This is a genomic window from Streptomyces sp. NBC_00459 (assembly GCF_036013955.1).
Taxonomy (GTDB): Bacteria; Actinomycetota; Actinomycetes; order Streptomycetales; family Streptomycetaceae; genus Streptomyces.
Genome location: NZ_CP107903.1, coordinates 1,583,287 through 1,601,011 on the forward strand (window position 1 = coordinate 1,583,287; position 17,725 = coordinate 1,601,011).

General features: G+C 70.3%; 15 protein-coding genes. 1 reads left to right on the forward strand and 14 read right to left on the reverse strand.

Annotated elements, in window-relative coordinates:
- Positions 1-158: 158 nt before the first annotated feature.
- The 14 genes from OHN74_RS06775 to pyrR all read right to left on the reverse strand — a co-directional run bounded on the left by OHN74_RS06775 (position 159) and on the right by pyrR (position 16,918).
- The gene (locus tag OHN74_RS06775) at positions 159-2,351 is read right to left on the reverse strand and encodes a primosomal protein N' (RefSeq protein ID WP_327693626.1); all 2,193 of its coding nucleotides are present in this window, start codon (positions 2,349-2,351) and stop codon (positions 159-161) included.
- 263 nt (positions 2,352-2,614) lie between these two features.
- A complete protein-coding gene (gene metK / locus OHN74_RS06780; protein ID WP_327693627.1) occupies positions 2,615-3,823 on the reverse strand; it encodes a methionine adenosyltransferase in 1,209 nt (402 codons plus the stop codon).
- A gap of 249 nt (positions 3,824-4,072) precedes the next feature.
- Positions 4,073-5,275, reverse strand: coding sequence for a bifunctional phosphopantothenoylcysteine decarboxylase/phosphopantothenate--cysteine ligase CoaBC (gene coaBC / locus OHN74_RS06785; RefSeq protein WP_327693628.1), 1,203 nt, complete (start codon positions 5,273-5,275; stop codon positions 4,073-4,075).
- A gap of 120 nt (positions 5,276-5,395) precedes the next feature.
- Positions 5,396-5,668, reverse strand: a complete 273-nt coding sequence (gene rpoZ, locus OHN74_RS06790; protein WP_006382157.1) for a DNA-directed RNA polymerase subunit omega — start codon at positions 5,666-5,668, stop codon at positions 5,396-5,398.
- A 38-nt stretch (positions 5,669-5,706) separates the two neighbouring features.
- The gene (gene gmk / locus OHN74_RS06795) at positions 5,707-6,300 is read right to left on the reverse strand and encodes a guanylate kinase (protein WP_327693629.1); all 594 of its coding nucleotides are present in this window, start codon (positions 6,298-6,300) and stop codon (positions 5,707-5,709) included.
- A gap of 36 nt (positions 6,301-6,336) precedes the next feature.
- Positions 6,337-6,660, reverse strand: coding sequence for an integration host factor (locus tag OHN74_RS06800; protein ID WP_164315001.1), 324 nt, complete (start codon positions 6,658-6,660; stop codon positions 6,337-6,339).
- 276 nt (positions 6,661-6,936) lie between these two features.
- A complete protein-coding gene (gene pyrF, locus OHN74_RS06805) occupies positions 6,937-7,782 on the reverse strand; it encodes an orotidine-5'-phosphate decarboxylase (RefSeq protein WP_327693630.1) in 846 nt (281 codons plus the stop codon).
- Positions 7,779-8,885, reverse strand: a complete 1,107-nt coding sequence (locus OHN74_RS06810; protein ID WP_327693631.1) for a quinone-dependent dihydroorotate dehydrogenase — start codon at positions 8,883-8,885, stop codon at positions 7,779-7,781. Before OHN74_RS06810 ends, pyrF begins: the two co-directional genes overlap by 4 nt.
- Positions 8,886-8,963: 78 nt before the next feature.
- Positions 8,964-12,272, reverse strand: a complete 3,309-nt coding sequence (gene carB, locus OHN74_RS06815) for a carbamoyl-phosphate synthase large subunit (RefSeq protein WP_327693632.1) — start codon at positions 12,270-12,272, stop codon at positions 8,964-8,966.
- On the reverse strand, positions 12,265-13,407 hold the full coding sequence (gene carA / locus OHN74_RS06820; protein WP_327693633.1) for a glutamine-hydrolyzing carbamoyl-phosphate synthase small subunit: 1,143 nt from the start codon (positions 13,405-13,407) through the stop codon (positions 12,265-12,267). Before carA ends, carB begins: the two co-directional genes overlap by 8 nt.
- Positions 13,404-13,982 carry a PH-like domain-containing protein gene (locus OHN74_RS06825; protein WP_327693634.1) on the reverse strand — a complete coding sequence of 193 codons (579 nt, stop codon included), beginning with the start codon at positions 13,980-13,982 and terminating at the stop codon, positions 13,404-13,406. Before OHN74_RS06825 ends, carA begins: the two co-directional genes overlap by 4 nt.
- Complete coding sequence (locus OHN74_RS06830) at positions 13,979-15,265, reverse strand: dihydroorotase (protein WP_327693635.1); 1,287 nt, start codon at positions 15,263-15,265, stop codon at positions 13,979-13,981. The genes OHN74_RS06825 and OHN74_RS06830 overlap by 4 nt, the downstream gene beginning before the upstream one ends.
- 5 nt (positions 15,266-15,270) lie before the next feature.
- On the reverse strand, positions 15,271-16,248 hold the full coding sequence (locus tag OHN74_RS06835) for an aspartate carbamoyltransferase catalytic subunit (protein ID WP_164408620.1): 978 nt from the start codon (positions 16,246-16,248) through the stop codon (positions 15,271-15,273).
- 88 nt (positions 16,249-16,336) lie between these two features.
- Positions 16,337-16,918 carry a bifunctional pyr operon transcriptional regulator/uracil phosphoribosyltransferase PyrR gene (gene pyrR, locus OHN74_RS06840; protein ID WP_189146201.1) on the reverse strand — a complete coding sequence of 194 codons (582 nt, stop codon included), beginning with the start codon at positions 16,916-16,918 and terminating at the stop codon, positions 16,337-16,339.
- 265 nt (positions 16,919-17,183) lie between these two features.
- Here pyrR and bldD point away from each other — a divergent pair, with 265 nt between their 5' ends.
- Positions 17,184-17,684, forward strand: coding sequence for a transcriptional regulator BldD (bldD, locus tag OHN74_RS06845; protein ID WP_017945577.1), 501 nt, complete (start codon positions 17,184-17,186; stop codon positions 17,682-17,684).
- Positions 17,685-17,725 lie beyond the last annotated feature (41 nt).

The following is a 17,725-nucleotide window of genomic DNA, read 5'->3' on the forward strand; positions in this document are numbered from 1 at the left end:
GGGGTCCCCCCTCTGGGGGAGTTTGAGGACGAGCGCCTTCAGCGCGACCGGGGGTTCGGGGGCGGAGCCCCCGAGGATGGGACGGGTAAGGGCGGCGGGGGCGAACCCCGCTGCCTCAGCCGCCGCAGGCGTCCAGACCGACGACGCCCACCCCCTTCTCACCCGATGTCGGGCGGATCGATCCGCACCCACACGCTCTCCTCCCCGCCCCGCCCCGCCCGAGCCATCCGCGCCGCCTGGGCCGCCTTCAGCGCGGCGGCCAGCGCGGACCCGCTCCCCGGTGGCACCCGGACCAACGCACGCTCCCAGTGCTCCCCCGGCGGCGGCGCCCCCGCCCGACGTGGCCGTCCCGCCGCCGTGACCGGCAACGGCACCGGCCCCAACACCTGCGCGTCCCCCGGGAGTTCCGCGGCGGCGAGGAACCCCGCGACGGCCTCCGCGGTCCCGGCCACGGAGGCCATCCTGGACACCGGCGGGAACCCGAGCTCGGCACGCTCCGAGAGCTCCCGCACGGCGTGCCCGACGGGATCCCATCGCACCAGCGCCTGCACCGGCCGCAGGGTGGGCTCGGCGACCACGACGACCGTCCCGCCCGGCGTCCCCTCCCCGCGCGCACCCTGCCCCCGGACGAGTGCCGCAGCCGCCATCCACCGCCGCAGCGCGTCCTCCCCGGCCCGCAGGTCGGGGCGCCCGAGCATGGCCCACCCGTCCAGCAGCAGGGCAGCCGCATAGCCACCTTCGGCGACGGGCTCGGCGCCGGGCGTGCTCACGACGAGCGCGGGCGTCCCCGGCACCGTGTCCAGCACATGCTCGCGCCCGGAGGTCCGCACGGGCACGGCCGGAAACGCCCGCCCCAGCTCCTCGGCGGTCCGCCGCGCGCCCACGATCTGCGCCCGCAGCCGGAACCCACCGCACTCCGGACAGTGCCAGCCGGTCTCCTCCCGCCCGCACCACGCGCACCACGGCGCCCCGGCGTCCCGCGCCTCCATCGGTCCGGCGCAGTGCCGGCACCGTGCGGGTTCCCGGCAGCGGGCGCAGGCCAGCCGCGGTACGTATCCCCGGCGGGGCACCTGCACCAGCACCGGCCCGTGCTTCAGCCCGTCCCGCACCACCTGCCAGGCGAGGGTCGGCAGCCGTGCGGCCCGGGCAGCCTCGTCCCGGGCAAGATCCCCGTCCCCCACGGTCCGTACGAGCGGGGCGGCCCCCCGCACCTGCTCCCGCCCGGCGACCAGCGGCCGTGCCCACCCGCTCTCGACGAGCTGCGCGGCCTCCACCGTGCAGCTCCAACTCCCCAGCAGGAAGGCGCACTTGTCCTGCGCGGCCCGCAGCAGCAGCACCTCACGCGCATGTGGCTGCGGGGCGTGCGGCTCACTGTGGCTGTCGTCGCCGTCGTCCCAGATCGCGACGAGCCCCAGATCCCGGACGGGCGCGAACATGGCGGCCCGGGTCCCGACCACCGCCCGTACGGCACCCCGCCGCACGGCGAGCCACTCCCGGTACCGCTTCTCGGGGCCGGCGTCGGCGGTGAGCACGGCGTGCCGCCCCTCACCCAAGAGGGAGGTCAGGGCGGCGTCGACCCGCGCGACGGCCCGCCCGTCCGGTACGACGACGAGCGCCCCGCGCCCGGAGGCGAGCGTCGCACCGACGGCCCGCGCCAGCTCCTCGCTCCACTCCGGCCCGGGCAAGGCGTTCCACACGGCACGCGGCGCACCCCCGGAGGCGAGCGCCTCGAGAAACGCGCCTCCCCGCTCGTACCGCCCCCAGGTTCCGGCATCCGGTGCTCCGGTGACGGGCAGTGCCGCGGCCGAGGCCGCTTTCTCGGCCCGGGCGTTCCTCGGCGGAACGGCCAGTTGCAGCACATCGGCGAGGCTCCCCGCGTACCGATCGGCGACAGCCCGAGCCAGCGACAGCAGCTCCTCGCTCAGCACGACCTCGGGGGACACGACCTGCGCCAGCGCGGCCAGGGGCCCGGAGTAGTCGGACTCGGCAAGACGCGCCACAAGGAACCCGTCGATGAGCCCCCCGCCCTCACGGCGCCCGTCCCGCACCCGATGCCGCCCGGCCCCGAACCTGACCCGCACCCGCACCCCGGGCTGCGCCTCGGCATCCAGCTCTTCGGGCACGGCATAGTCGAAGTACCGGTCGAGATGCAGCACGCCCTTGTCGACCAGCACCCGAGCGACAGGCAACTCCCTTGCCAGCGCGGCCCCCCGCCAGGTCCGCGGTTTGGCCCGCGGCGCCTTGGCCTGCCGCACACTCTCCCGAATCAACGCGAGCTGCTCGGGCGGCGCCCCGTCTCCACCCCGGGCCCCGCCGCCCTCTCCGCTCCCCTGCCCGTTCTCGCTGCTCACGTCTGCATTCTTACCAAACGCCACTGACAACGGACGGCGTCCGAACTCCCGAGATCAAGTCGGCAGCGGCAGGAAAATCCAGATTCACCGCACGCCCAACGGACGCACTCCACCGAAGCAACCGCGGCCCGCGCACCGGGAGACCGCCACAGTAAGAACCCACGCCCCCACCCCGCCAGCCATTTACCGGTACGCCGAGGCCCGGCGCCCCCTACAGGGCGCCGGGCCTCGGCGTATCAATCAAGCAAAGTCCGCAGCAGGCCTTACAGACCCACAGCCTTCCGCAGCGCCTCCACGCGGTCCGTCCGCTCCCACGTGAAGTCGGGCAGCTCGCGGCCGAAGTGTCCGTACGCCGCCGTCTGGGCGTAGATCGGGCGCAGCAGGTCGAGGTCGCGGATGATCGCGGCCGGGCGGAGGTCGAAGACCGTCGTGATCGCGGCCTCGATCTTCTCGGCGTCGACCTTGGCCGTGCCGAAGGTCTCCACGAAGAGGCCCACCGGCTCGGCCTTGCCGATCGCGTACGCGACCTGGACCTCGCAGCGCGAGGCCAGACCCGCGGCGACGACGTTCTTCGCGACCCAGCGCATCGCGTACGCCGCGGAGCGGTCGACCTTGGACGGGTCCTTGCCCGAGAAGGCGCCGCCGCCGTGGCGGGCCATGCCGCCGTACGTGTCGATGATGATCTTGCGGCCGGTGAGGCCCGCGTCACCCATCGGGCCGCCGATCTCGAAGCGGCCGGTGGGGTTGACCAGCAGGCGGTAGCCCTCGGTCTCCAGCTTGATGCCGTCGTCGAGGAGGGCCTTCAGCTCGTGCTCCACGACGAACTCGCGGATGTCGGGGGCGAGGAGCGAGTCCAGGTCGATGTCGCTCGCGTGCTGCGAGGAGACGACGACCGTGTCCAGGCGGACCGCCTTGTCACCGTCGTACTCGATGGTGACCTGCGTCTTGCCGTCGGGGCGCAGGTACGGGATCGTCCCGTTCTTGCGGACCTCGGACAGACGGCGCGCGAGACGGTGCGCGAGGTGGATCGGGAGCGGCATCAGCTCCGGGGTCTCGTCCGTCGCGTAGCCGAACATCAGGCCCTGGTCGCCGGCGCCCTGCTTGTCGAGCTCGTCCTCATCGCCCTCGACGCGCTGCTCGTACGCCGTGTCCACGCCCTGGGCGATGTCCGGCGACTGCGAGCCGATCGACACCGACACGCCGCAGGAGGCGCCGTCGAAGCCCTTCTTCGAGGAGTCGTAGCCGATCTCCAGGATCTTGTCGCGCACCAGTTGCGGGATGGGTGCGTAGGCCTTGGTCGTGACCTCGCCGGCCACATGCACCAGGCCGGTGGTGATCAGCGTCTCGACGGCGACGCGGGACGTGGGGTCTTCGCGCAGAAGCGCGTCGAGAATCGTGTCGCTGATCTGGTCAGCGATCTTGTCGGGGTGACCTTCGGTCACGGACTCCGAGGTGAAAAGGCGACGGGACACAACGCTCCCTGTGGTTGCAGCGGCTGCTGGCTGATCATTGGCGGACGGCTCGGGAGCTGCGCCCGGTGTCGTCCGAGAACAGTTTATCGGTCGCACTCGGCCATCGGCCCCTCCGTCTCGCCTCTCGGAAGCGTCATGACCTGCGACACGGGCATTCTGCCCAATCATGTGCGCTGGACGCCAGGGGCGCCACGCCCCGAAATGCGAGGATGAAGGGGTGTCCGCGATCTGTCGGGGAGACAGAACCACTCACTCCAGGCGACCGGCAACCAGATCCCATACGATCTCGGCCAGCGCCTCCTTCGGCCCGTGCGGCACAGTGGTCTCGCTGCCGTCGGCGCCCAGCACGACGGCCTCGTTCTCCTCGGAACCGAAGGTCCGGCGTTCGCCCACCTCGTTCACGACGAGCAGGTCGCATCCTTTGCGCCGCAGCTTCGTACGGCCGTTGGCGAGGACGTCGTCCGTCTCCGCGGCGAAGCCGACGACCACCTGGCCCGCTCTGGCGCGGTCGGCCGAGATCTCCGCGAGAACGTCCGGATTCCGGACCAGGGCGACGGGTTCGGGGTCCTCGCCGTCCTTCTTCTTGATTTTTCCGGCCGCGTACGCCGCCGGACGGAAGTCCGCGACCGCCGCGGCCATCACCACGGCGTCGGCGTCCGCGGCCGCCTTCAGCACGGCCTCGCGCAACTGCACGGCCGTCCCCACAGGCACGACGTCCACACCTGCCGGGTCCGGCAGGCCGGTGTTCGCGGCGATCAGTGTGACCCGGGCGCCCCGCGCGGCGGCCGTACGGGCGAGCGCGTACCCCTGCTTGCCGGAGGAACGGTTGCCGAGGAAGCGGACCGGGTCGAGGGGCTCACGGGTGCCACCGGCGCTGACGACGACGTGCCGGCCGACCAGGTCGGGGTCCGTCACGCCCCTGGCCAGCACCCGGCGGCAGACCTCGAAGATCTCGGCAGGGTCGGGCAGTCGCCCCTTGCCCGTGTCGACGCCGGTGAGGCGTCCCACGGCCGGTTCGACGACCAGGGCACCGCGGCGGCGCAGCGTCGCCACGTTCTCCCGGGTGGCCGGGTGCTCCCACATCTCCGTGTGCATGGCGGGGGCGAAGACGACCGGACAGCGGGCGGTGAGCAGGGTGTTCGTGAGCAGGTCGTCGGCGAGGCCGTGGGCCGCCTTCGCGAGCGTGTCGGCGGTCGCCGGGGCCACGACGACCAGGTCCGCCTGCTGGCCGATGCGGACGTGCGGGACTTCATGGACGTCGTCCCAGACCTCCGTGGAGACGGGGTGGCCGGAGAGTGCGGACCAGGTCGCGGCGCCGACGAAGTGCAGGGCCGAGGCGGTGGGCACGACGCGGACGTCGTGGCCCGACTCCGTCAGCCTCCGCAGCAGCTCACAGGCCTTGTACGCGGCGATGCCGCCACTGACCCCCAGTACGACCTTCGGCTTGCCCATCGGGCCTCCCCTGACTCGATACGCGACTCGACACCCGACTCGGTACGCGTCTATGACACACCACAGGCCCGACAGTCGCGCTGTCGGGCCTGTGGATAACTGAGCCGAAAGTTGAAAATACTACTGCGCGGGGCCCTCGACGGCCTCGGACGTCAGCAGTCCCGCGTTGATCTCACGCAGGGCGATCGAGAGCGGCTTCTCGTGGACGTGGGTGTCCACGAGCGGACCGACGTACTCAAGGAGGCCCTCGCCGAGCTGCGAGTAGTACGCGTTGATCTGGCGGGCACGCTTGGCCGCGTAGATCACCAGGCTGTACTTCGAGTCGGTGGCTTCGAGGAGCTCGTCGATCGGAGGGTTGATGATGCCCTCGGGCGTGGAGATGGAAGAGGACACGCTCTGCCTTCCGAAAGGTGGGATGGGATCGAAAACGATCACACAACTTCCATCAAGGCTAGCAGCTCGCGCGCCACGTCCTTGACAGAGGTGTTGACCAGGGTCTCGTCGAACTCCGGCTCGGCGGCCAGTTCGATCTTGGCCGCCTCCAGGCGGCGTTCGATCACCTCGGGCGGTTCGGTGCCCCGCCCGGTCAGTCGGCGCACCAGCTCCTCCCAGGAAGGAGGAGCCAGGAACACCAGCAGGGCGTCCGCCATGGACTCGCGGACCTGCCGGGCGCCCTGGAGGTCGATCTCCAGGAGGACCGACTCGCCGGACTCCAGCCGCTCCAGCACGGCCGCACGCGGCGTGCCGTAGCGGTTGCCGGCGAACTCGGCCCACTCCAGGAGCTCGCCATTGGCGATCAGCTTGTCCATCTCCTCGTCGGTGACGAAGAAGTAGTGGACGCCGTGCCGCTCACCGGGGCGTGGCTTTCGGGTCGTCGCCGACACCGAGAGCCAGACCTCGGGGTGTGCCTTGCGCATATGGGCGACGACCGTGCTCTTACCGACGCCCGAGGGGCCGGAGAGCACGGTCAGCCGCGGACGTACGTCCGGGGGCTCGGGGGTCGTCCCCCGGAATGTTGCAGCCATGCGGCGATTATTCCAGGAATCCCGGGGTGCCAGGACTCAGGAGCCGGTGCTGCCGAACTCACGCTCCAGGGATGCGACTTGATTGGACCCGAGGCCACGCACCCGGCGGCTCTCGGAGATACCGAGTCGCTCCATGATCTGCTTGGCGCGGACCTTGCCCACGCCCGGGAGCGATTCGAGCAGCGCGGAGACCTTCATCTTGCCGATGACGTCGTTCTCACGGCCCTGCTTGATGACCTCGTGAAGGGAGGCGCCGGAGTGCTTGAGTCGATTCTTGACCTCGGCCCGCTCCCGGCGAGCCGCGGCGGCCTTTTCGAGCGCGGCTGCGCGCTGTTCAGGGGTAAGGGGCGGAAGAGCCACGCCTACGTCACCTCGGATGTCGAACTGTCGGATACGGACCGGTGAGGAACCTAATCGCCCCTCACCTGGTGAGCTACGAGCAACACGCTCGCTCGTTGGCTCTCGTCGGAGACTAGCGGCCAAGTCCGCCAGAGTCAGCGAGAACAGCGGAAAAGTCCTGGTCAGCCTTCACCAGGTCGGATATTTCGGTCAAACTGCCCTGGATTTGAGAATGTATTCAGTCTCAAGGCGACCGGAAGTCACTCATCGGAGGACTCCGCCCAACTGTGCGAATCCTCAGGTAGCGGCCACGACGGCCCGGATCTCGTCCGCGAAGCGGTCCGACGCGTCCCTCAGAGCGACGAGTTCGGGACCGTGACGCAGAACACCTCGGCTGACGTTCGGAACCACGTTCCGCAGCGCCGCCCCGAACACCCCGCGAAGATCGGCCGGGGTCGCGCCCTGCGCACCGACCCCGGGCGCCAGGAGAGGTCCGTTGATGTCGAGGTCGTAGGACGAGATGTCGCCGAGCGTGGCCCCGACGACCGCGCCGAAGGAGCCCATGGGCCGCTCCCCCGCGTTCTCCGCGGCGAGGTACGCCAGCATGGTGGCGCCGACGTTCAGCCCGTCCTCGCGGACGGCGTGCTGCACCTGACCGCCCTCGGGGTTGGACGTCAGCGCCAGTACGAACAGGCCCACGCCGCTCTCCCGTGCGAGGTCGACCGCCGGCTGCAGCGAGCCGTAGCCGAGATACGGCGAAACGGTGAGCGCGTCCGAGAACAGTGGGGCGCCCTTCTCCAGAAAGGCTGCGGCGTACGCGGCCATGGTGGAGCCGATGTCGCCGCGCTTGGCGTCCATCACGACCAGCGTGCCGGCCTCCCGCGCCTCCTGGACCGTCTTCTCCAGTACGGCGATCCCGCGCGACCCGAACCGCTCGAAGAACGCGCTCTGCGGCTTCATCACCGCGACCCGTCCGGCCAGCGCCTCGACGACGGTGCGGCTGAACCGCTCCAGGCCGGCGACGTCGTCGTTCAGCCCCCAGTCGAGGAGCAGGGAGGCGTGCGGGTCGATGCCGACACAGAGCGGGCCGCGCTCGTCCATGGCGCGGCGCAGACGGGCACCGAAGGGTTCCAGGACTGTCATACGGTCTTCCTCACGTCGGCGCCGACAGCGTCGGCGAGGGTGGCGTACGGGCTCGTGCGGAGGCGGGCCGCGAGGCCCTTGTGGATGGCGCGTCCCCAGAACGGGCCCTCGTATACGAAGGCGCTGTAGCCCTGTACGAGCGTGGCACCGGCCAGGATGCGCTGCCAGGCGTCCTCGGCGTTCTCGATGCCGCCGACACCCACCAGGGTGATCCGGTCGCCCACGCGCGCGTAGAGGCGGCTCAGCACCTCCAGGGAGCGTGCCTTCAGGGGTGCGCCGGAGAGGCCGCCGGTCTCCTTCACCAGGGTGGGGTCGGAGGTCAGGCCGAGTCCCTCGCGCGCGATGGTGGTGTTCGTGGCGATGATCCCGTCCAGGCCCAGTTCGACGGCGAGGTCGGCGACGGCGTCCACGTCCTCGTCGGCGAGGTCGGGCGCGATCTTCACCAGCAGCGGGACGCGGCGCGTGGTCACCGTACGGTCGGCGGCCTCGCGGACGGCGCTGAGGAGGGGGCGCAGCGCCTCGGTGGCCTGGAGATTGCGCAGGCCGGGCGTGTTGGGCGAGCTGACGTTGACGACGAGGTAGTCGGCGTACGCGGCCAGCCGCTCGGTCGATTTCACGTAGTCGGCGACTGCTTCGTCCTCGGGGACGACCTTGGTCTTGCCGATGTTGACGCCGACGACGGTCCTGAAGACCGCCTCCCGGCTCGCCAGACGGGCCGCCACGGCCAGCGAACCCTCGTTGTTGAACCCCATGCGGTTGATGAGCGCCCGGTCCGGCACAAGGCGGAACAGCCGCTTCTTCGGGTTGCCGGGCTGCGGCTCCCCCGTGACCGTGCCGATCTCGACGTGGTCGAAGCCGAGCATCGACATCCCGTCGATCGCGACCGCGTTCTTGTCGAAACCGGCCGCCAGCCCGAAGGGCCCGTGCATCCGCAGCCCGAAGGCCTCGGTGCGCAGTTCCTCGTACCGGGGCGCCAGCGCGGCGGCGACGAACGTCCGCAGCACGGGGACACGGGCGGCGAGGCGGATCCAGCGGAAGGCCAGGTAGTGGGCTTCCTCGGGGTCCATCCGGGTGAAGACCAGCCGGAAGAAAAGCTTGTACATGGTGGTGTCCTCGCTACGGCCTCGCGGTGAGGCCTCATGAAGAGGGGGACACCGTTTCCGGTGTCCCCCTCAGGTCTGCTAGTCGCGGGCCGCGGTCAGATGTTCGGCGTGTTCCTGGAGTGAACGCACGCCCACGTCACCGCGGTTGAGCGCGTCGATGCCCTGGACGGCCGCGGCGAGCGCCTGGACGGTCGTCAGGCACGGCACGGACCGCGCCACGGCCGCCGTACGGATCTCGTAGCCGTCGAGGCGGCCTCCGGTGCCGTACGGGGTGTTGACGATGAGGTCGACCTCGCCGTCGTGGATGAGCTGGACGATGGTCTTCTCGCCGTTGGGACCCGTGCCCTCGTTCTGCTTGCGGACGACCTTCGCGTTGAGGCCGTTGCGCCTGAGGACCTCGGCCGTGCCGGAGGTGGCGAGCAGTTCGAAGCCGTGGGCGACCAGTTCACGAGCCGGGAAGATCATCGAACGCTTGTCCCGGTTGGCGACCGAGATGAACGCGCGCCCCTTCGTCGGCAGCGGGCCGTACGCACCGGCCTGCGACTTGGCGTACGCCGTGCCGAAGACGGAGTCGATGCCCATGACCTCGCCGGTGGAGCGCATCTCCGGGCCGAGCACGGTGTCGACGCCCCGCCCGGAGGTGTCCCGGAAGCGGTTCCACGGCATGACGGCCTCCTTGACGGAGATCGGCGCGTCCAGCGGCAGTTCGCCGCCGTCACCGGTCGCCGGGAGCAGTCCCTCGGCCCGCAGCTCGGCGACGGTCGCGCCGAGCGAGATCCGGGCGGCGGCCTTCGCCAGCGGCACCGCGGTCGCCTTCGAGGTGAAGGGGACCGTACGGGACGCGCGCGGGTTGGCCTCCAGGACGTAGAGGATGTCGCCGGCCAGCGCGAACTGGATGTTGATCAGGCCCCGGACGCCCACCCCGCGCGCGATGGCCTCGGTCGAGGTCCGCAGCCGCTTGATGTCGAAGCCGCCCAGGGTGATCGGGGGCAGCGCGCACGCCGAGTCGCCGGAGTGGATGCCGGCCTCCTCGATGTGCTCCATGACGCCGCCGAGGTACAGCTCCTCGCCGTCGTACAGGGCGTCGACGTCGATCTCGATCGCGTCGTCGAGGAAGCGGTCGACCAGGACCGGCCGGGAGGGGCTGATCTCGGTCGACTCGGCGATGTAGGAGGACAGCCGGGTCTCGTCGTACACGATCTCCATGCCGCGTCCACCGAGGACGTACGACGGGCGTACGAGGACCGGATAGCCGATCTCGTCCGCGATCGCCTTGGCCTCGGCGAAGGTGGTCGCCGTGCCGTGCTTGGGGGCCGGGAGACCGGCCTCCGCGAGGACCCGGCCGAAGGCGCCCCGGTCCTCGGCGGCGTGGATGGCCTCGGGCGGGGTGCCCACGACCGGTACGCCGTTGTCCTTGAGGGCCTGCGCGAGGCCCAGCGGGGTCTGGCCGCCGAGCTGCACGATCACGCCCGCGATCGGGCCCGCCAGGGACTCCGCGTGGACGATCTCCAGCACGTCTTCCAGCGTCAGCGGCTCGAAGTACAGACGGTCGGAGGTGTCGTAGTCCGTGGAGACGGTCTCCGGGTTGCAGTTGACCATCACGGTCTCGTAGCCCGCGTCGCTCAGCGCGAAGGAGGCGTGGACACAGGAGTAGTCGAACTCGATGCCCTGGCCGATGCGGTTGGGGCCGGAGCCGAGGATGATGACGGCCGGCTTCTCGCGGCTCGCGACCTCGGTCTCCTCGTCGTACGAGGAGTAGAAGTACGGAGTCTTGGCCGCGAACTCGGCGGCGCACGTGTCGACCGTCTTGTACACCGGGCGTACGCCCAGCGCGTGCCGCACCTCGCGCACGACGTCCTCGCGCAGCCCCCGGATCTCACCGATCTGCTGGTCGGAGAAGCCGTGCCGCTTGGCCTCGGCCAGGAGTTCGGGATTCAGCCGCTCCGCCTCCGCCAGCTCGTCCGCGATCTCCTTGATCAGGAACAGCTGGTCGACGAACCACGGGTCGATCTTCGTGGCCTCGAAGACCTCCTCGGGCGTGGCGCCCGCGCGGATGGCCTGCATGACGGTGTTGACGCGCCCGTCGGTCGGCCGTACGGACTCCGCCAGCAGCTCGGCCTTGTCGCCGATCTCGCCGACGAACGTGAACTGGCTGCCCTTCTTCTCCAGCGACCGCAGCGCCTTCTGGAGGGCCTCGGTGAAGTTGCGGCCGATGGCCATGGCCTCGCCGACCGACTTCATGGTGGTCGTCAGCGTGGAGTCGGCGCTCGGGAACTTCTCGAACGCGAACCTCGGGGCCTTCACTACGACGTAGTCGAGCGTCGGTTCGAAGGACGCCGGGGTCTTCTCCGTGATGTCGTTCGGGATCTCGTCGAGGGTGTAGCCGACGGCCAGCTTTGCGGCGATCTTGGCGATCGGGAAGCCGGTCGCCTTCGACGCGAGGGCCGAGGAGCGCGACACGCGCGGGTTCATCTCGATGACGATGATGCGGCCGTCGTCCGGGTTGACCGCGAACTGGATGTTGCAGCCGCCGGTGTCGACCCCGACCTCGCGGATGATCGCGATGCCGATGTCGCGCAGGCGCTGGTACTCGCGGTCGGTCAGCGTCATCGAGGGCGCCACGGTGATCGAGTCACCGGTGTGCACGCCCATGGGGTCGAAGTTCTCGATGGAACAGACGACGACCACGTTGTCGTTCTTGTCGCGCATCAGCTCCAGCTCGTACTCCTTCCAGCCGAGGATGGACTCCTCCAGGAGCACCTCAGTGGTCGGAGACAGGGTCAGGCCCTGGCCGGCGATGCGGCGCAGTTCCTCCTCGTCGTGGGCGAAGCCGGAGCCGGCGCCGCCCATGGTGAAGGAGGGCCGGACGACGACGGGGTAGCCGCCGAGCGTGTCGACGCCCGCGATCACGTCGTCCATGGAGTGGCAGATGACCGACCGGGCGGACTCGCCGTGCCCGATCTTCGCGCGGACGGCCTCGACGACGCCCTTGAAGAGGTCGCGGTCCTCGCCCTTGTTGATCGCCTCGACGTTGGCGCCGATCAGCTCGACACCGTACTTCTCCAGCACACCCTGCTCGTGCATGGAGATCGCGGTGTTCAGGGCCGTCTGGCCGCCCAGGGTGGGCAGGAGGGCGTCCGGCCGCTCCTTGGCGATGATCTTCTCGACGAACTCGGGGGTGATCGGCTCGACATAGGTGGCGTCGGCGATCTCCGGGTCGGTCATGATCGTCGCCGGGTTGGAGTTGACCAGGATGACCCGGATGCCCTCGGCGCGCAGGATGCGGCACGCCTGGGTGCCGGAGTAGTCGAACTCGGCGGCCTGGCCGATGACGATCGGGCCGGAGCCGATGACCAGGACGGACTGGATATCGGTGCGCTTAGGCACGCTGGCCCTCCATCAGTGCGGTGAAGCGGTCGAACAGGTAGGCGGCGTCATGCGGGCCCGCAGCCGCTTCGGGGTGGTACTGGACGCTGAACGCGGGCCGGTCGAGCAGCTGGAGCCCTTCCACGACCTGGTCGTTCAGGCAGACGTGCGAGACCTCGGCGCGCCCGTAGGGCGTCTCGGAGACCCGGTCGAGCGGCGCGTCCACGGCGAAGCCGTGGTTGTGGGCGGTGACCTCGACCTTGCCCGTCGTACGGTCCTGCACGGGCTGGTTGATGCCCCGGTGCCCGTACTTCAGCTTGTACGTGCCGAAACCGAGCGCCCGTCCCAGGATCTGGTTGCCGAAGCAGATGCCGAAGAGCGGTGTGCCGCGCTCCAGGACTGCCTGCATGACGGCGACGGGGTGGTCGGCGGTGGCCGGGTCGCCCGGCCCGTTGGAGAAGAACACACCGTCGGGGTTCACGGCGTACACGTCCTCCACCGTCGCCGTGGCGGGCAGTACGTGCACCTCGATGCCGCGTTCGGCCATCCGGTGCGGAGTCATGCCCTTGATGCCGAGGTCGACGGCGGCGACGGTGAACTTCTTGGTGCCGATCGCGGGGACGACGTACGTCTCCTTGGTGGCGACCTCGGCCGAGAGGTCGGCGCCCTTCATCTCGGGGGCCTGGCGCACCTCGGCGAGCATGGTGCCGTCGTCGGGCAGCGCGTTGCCGGAGAAGATGCCGACGCGCATGGCGCCGCGCTCCCGCAGATGACGCGTCAACGCGCGCGTGTCGATGCCGGAGATGCCGACCACGCCCTGGTTGCGCAGTTCCTCGTCGAGGGAGCGCCGGGAGCGCCAGTTGGAGGGCACGCGCGCGGGGTCCCGTACGACATAGCCGGCGACCCAGATCCGCTGCGACTCGGGATCCTCGTCGTTGACGCCGGTGTTGCCGACGTGCGGGGCGGTCATCACGACCACCTGGCGGTGGTACGACGGATCGGTGAGGGTCTCCTGGTAGCCGGTCATACCGGTGGAGAAGACGGCCTCTCCGAAAGTCACCCCCACGGCCCCGTAGGCACGGCCGAGGAAGATCCGGCCGTCCTCCAGGACGAGTACGGCGGGAGTCTTCGTGGCTCCCCGGGTGGAGGTCGTCATCGTGCGCCTTCCGTTTCCGTCGTCTTGTTGATCATCTGGTTCAGGGTGCGGACCCACTCGTTGTGCTCGGCCGCGCGATCGGAGCGGAACCCGGAGTCGAGCAGCTTGCCGCCGTGCTCCCAGGTGACGACCAGCAGGCCGCCCTCGGTGAGGACCTTGCCCGCGATGCCCTTGTCGAGCCGAGCCTCGCGCAGTGCCTCCAGCGGGACGTAGAAGTCGGCCGCGCCGGGGCGTACGACGTCCAGTCCCGCGTCCGTCAGCGTGAGCTCGACCCGGCTGCGGGTGCCGAGACCGTGCGCCACGATGCGGTCCAGCCACTGACCGGCGGTGGTGGACCCGTGATAACGCCCGCTCATCGTCAGTCTGGCCGCACCGGGCTCGTCCGGCGCGGCAAGCAGCTCGGGCAGGTCGCCCTGGAGCGTGCCGCGCCACTTCCAGCCCTCGCGCATCAGCCAGTAGATGAGCGCGACGAAGAGCGCGAGCCCGACGAGCCAGCCCACCCGGGCGGCCCAGTCGGTCACCTCCGCCGACTTCTGTTCGGCGGCGACGTACGTCAAATGCGGCAGTGATGTCACGCGAGCTTCCCGTCGACGAGCGTGGCCTTGCCCCGGAGCCACGTGTGCGTGACACGGCCCGGCAGCTCACGGCCCTCGTACGGGGTGTTGCGGCTGCGGGAGGCGAAGCCCGCGGGGTCCACGGACCCACGGTATGCCGTGTCGACGAGCGTGAGGTTGGCGGGCTCACCTGCCGAGACGGGGCGGCCGTGGCCCGTCGCCCGCCCGATGCGCGCGGGGGCGAAGGACATGCGGTCGGCGACGGTCGCCCAGTCCAGCAGTCCGGTGTCCACCATCGTCTCCTGGACCACTGACAACGCGGTCTCCAGGCCGACCATGCCCATGGCGGCGGCGGCCCACTCGCAGTCCTTGTCCTCGTGCGGGTGCGGGGCGTGGTCGGTGGCGACGATGTCGATCGTGCCGTCGGCGAGCGCCTCGCGCAGGGCCAGCACATCGCGTTCGGTGCGCAGGGGCGGGTTGACCTTGTAGACCGGGTTGTACGTCCGGACCAGCTCGTCGGTGAGGAGGAGGTGGTGCGGGGTCACCTCGGCGGTGACGTCGATGCCCCGGGACTTGGCCCAGCGGATGATCTCGACGGATCCGGCGGTCGACAGGTGGCAGATGTGGACGCGGGAGCCGACGTGCTCGGCGAGCAGCACATCACGCGCGATGACCGACTCCTCGGCGACTGCGGGCCACCCACCGAGCCCCAGCTCGGCCGACACCACACCCTCGTTCATCTGGGCGCCCTCGGTCAGCCGCGGCTCCTGCGCATGCTGGGCGACGACCCCGCCGAAGGCCTTCACGTACTCCAGCGCCCGCCGCATGATCACGGCGTCGTCGACGCACTTGCCGTCGTCGGAGAAGACGGTGACACCGGCGGCCGACTCGTGCATGGCGCCCAGTTCGGCGAGCTTCTTGCCCTCCAGCCCGACGGTGACGGCCCCGATGGGCTGCACGTCGCAGTAGCCGTGCTCCTGCCCGAGCCGGTAGACCTGCTCGACCACACCTGCGGTGTCGGCCACCGGGAAGGTGTTGGCCATGGCGAACACGGCCGTGTAGCCGCCGCTCGCCGCCGCCCGGGTCCCGGTGAGCACGGTCTCGGAGTCCTCGCGCCCCGGCTCGCGCAGATGCGTGTGCAGGTCGACGAGCCCCGGCAGCAGCACCTTCCCCTCGGCCTCGACGACCTCGGCCCCCTCGGCGGACAGGCCCGCTCCGACTTCGGCGATGGTCCCGCCGTCGATCAGGACGTCCTGCGGCTCGCCGCCGAGCACCCGCGCACCACGAATAAGGATCTTGCCCATGTGTCTTACTTCTCCTCGGTACGGGTGTGGGTGACGGCGGGTTCGTTGCCGCCGAGCAGCAGATAGAGCACGGCCATCCGGATCGAGACACCGTTGGTGACCTGCTCGATGGCGGTGCAGCGCTCCGAGTCGGCGACCTCGGCGGTGATCTCCATACCGCGGACCATCGGCCCGGGGTGCATCACGATGGCGTGCTCCGGCATCCGCGCCATGCGGTCGCCGTCGAGGCCGTAGCGCCGCGAGTACTCGCGCTCGGTCGGGAAGAACGCGGCGTTCATGCGCTCGCGCTGGACGCGCAGCAGCATCACCGCGTCGGACTTCGGAAGGGTGCTGTCCAGGTCGTACGAGACCTCGCAGGGCCAGCTCTCGACTCCGACCGGCACCAGGGTCGGCGGCGCGACGAGGGTGACCTCGGCGCCCAGGGTGTGCAGCAGGTCGACGTTGGAGCGGGCGACGCGGCTGTGCAGGATGTCGCCGACCAGGGTGATGCGCTTGCCGGCGAGGTCCTGGCCGATGCCCGCGTCCCGGCCGACCAGTCGGCGCCGCATGGTGAAGGCGTCCAGCAAGGCCTGCGTCGGGTGCTGATGCGTCCCGTCGCCGGCGTTGATGACGACCGCGTCGATCCACCCGGAGGTGGCGAGCCGGTACGGGGCCCCGGAGGCGCCGTGGCGGATGACGACCGCGTCGACGCCCATGGCTTCGAGGGTCTGGGCGGTGTCCTTCAGGGACTCGCCCTTGGAGACGCTCGACCCCTTGGCGGTGAAGTTGATGACGTCCGCGGACAGGCGCTTCTCGGCGGCCTCGAAGGAGATCCGGGTCCGCGTCGAGTCCTCGAAGAAGAGGTTGACGACGGTACGGCCGCGCAGGGTCGGCAGTTTCTTGATCGGCCGGTCGGCGACCCGGGCCATCTCCTCGGCGGTGTCGAGGATCAGGACGGCGTCGTCGCGGGTGAGGTCGGCGGCCGAGATGAGATGACGCTGCATCTTTCAGGCTCCGTAAGGAAGTTCAGGAGATTCCGGGCAGGCAGGGCATCGCGAAGGTGCGTACGGCGCGGGGCCGCACGCGCGCGTGCTACTGCTGGGCGGTCTGCTTCACACCGAGCAGCACGGTGTCCCGACCGTCCTCCTCGGCGAGCTGGACCTTGACCGTCTCCCGCAACGACGTGGGGAGGTTCTTGCCGACGTAGTCGGCGCGGATGGGCAGTTCGCGGTGGCCTCGGTCGACGAGGACGGCGAGTTGCACCGCGCGCGGGCGCCCGAGGTCGTTCAGGGCGTCGAGGGCTGCGCGGATGGTGCGGCCGGAGAAGAGCACGTCGTCGACGAGGACGACCAGTCTGCCGTCGAGGCCGTCACCGGGGATGTCCGTGCGGGCCAGCGCACGCGGCGGGTGCATGCGCAGATCGTCGCGGTACATCGTGATGTCGAGCGAGCCGACCGGGATCTTGCGGTCGGTGATCTCGGCCAGCTTGGCGGCGAGCCGCTGGGCGAGGAAGACGCCCCGGGTCGGAATGCCGAGGAGCACCACGTCGTCGGCGCCCTTGGCGCGTTCGACGATCTCGTGGGCGATGCGGGTAAGCACCCGCGCGATGTCGGGGGCTTCCAGAACGGGCCGTGCGTCGGCCTCGTACTGCTGCTTGTCCTGCTCTGAGTCCATAAGAAACGGACCTCCTTCTCCGCCTCACAGGACGGATCATTAAAGGACGTCGGAATTGCGCCATCCACGGTACCAGTCCGCGCAACGCACCTGATCACCCCCCTGGTGTCAGGCGTCACCCGACTGCCGTAACCGCACGTCGCCCCGCATGGGAGGGCTGGGCGGGACCGTTCGGCTTGACGGGGGAGAGTAACGCTGCGTAACCTCACAGTGAGTCACCAGCCGCGCGGCTCGTCCGCACGTCGACACTGTGTCCGGGAGCTATATGTCCAGCGAATACGCCAAACAGCTCGGGGCCAAGCTCCGGGCGATCCGCACCCAGCAGGGCCTTTCCCTCCACGGTGTCGAGGAGAAGTCCCAGGGACGCTGGAAGGCGGTCGTGGTCGGTTCGTACGAGCGCGGCGATCGTGCCGTGACCGTGCAGCGCCTCGCCGAGCTGGCGGATTTCTACGGGGTTCCGGTGCAGGAGCTGCTGCCGGGCACCACGCCGGGCGGAGCCGCCGAGCCGCCGCCGAAGCTCGTCCTCGACCTTGAGCGGCTGGCCCATGTGCCGGCCGAGAAGGCGGGCCCCCTTCAGCGCTACGCCGCGACGATCCAGTCCCAGCGCGGTGACTACAACGGCAAGGTGCTGTCGATCCGCCAGGACGACCTGCGCACGCTCGCCGTCATCTACGACCAGTCGCCCTCGGTCCTGACCGAACAGCTGATCAGCTGGGGTGTCCTGGACGCGGACGCGCGCCGCGCCGTCGCCCACGAGGAGGGCTGAGTCCGACGGCTTCCAGCCGTTGAGCAGAAACGTGCCGCCGG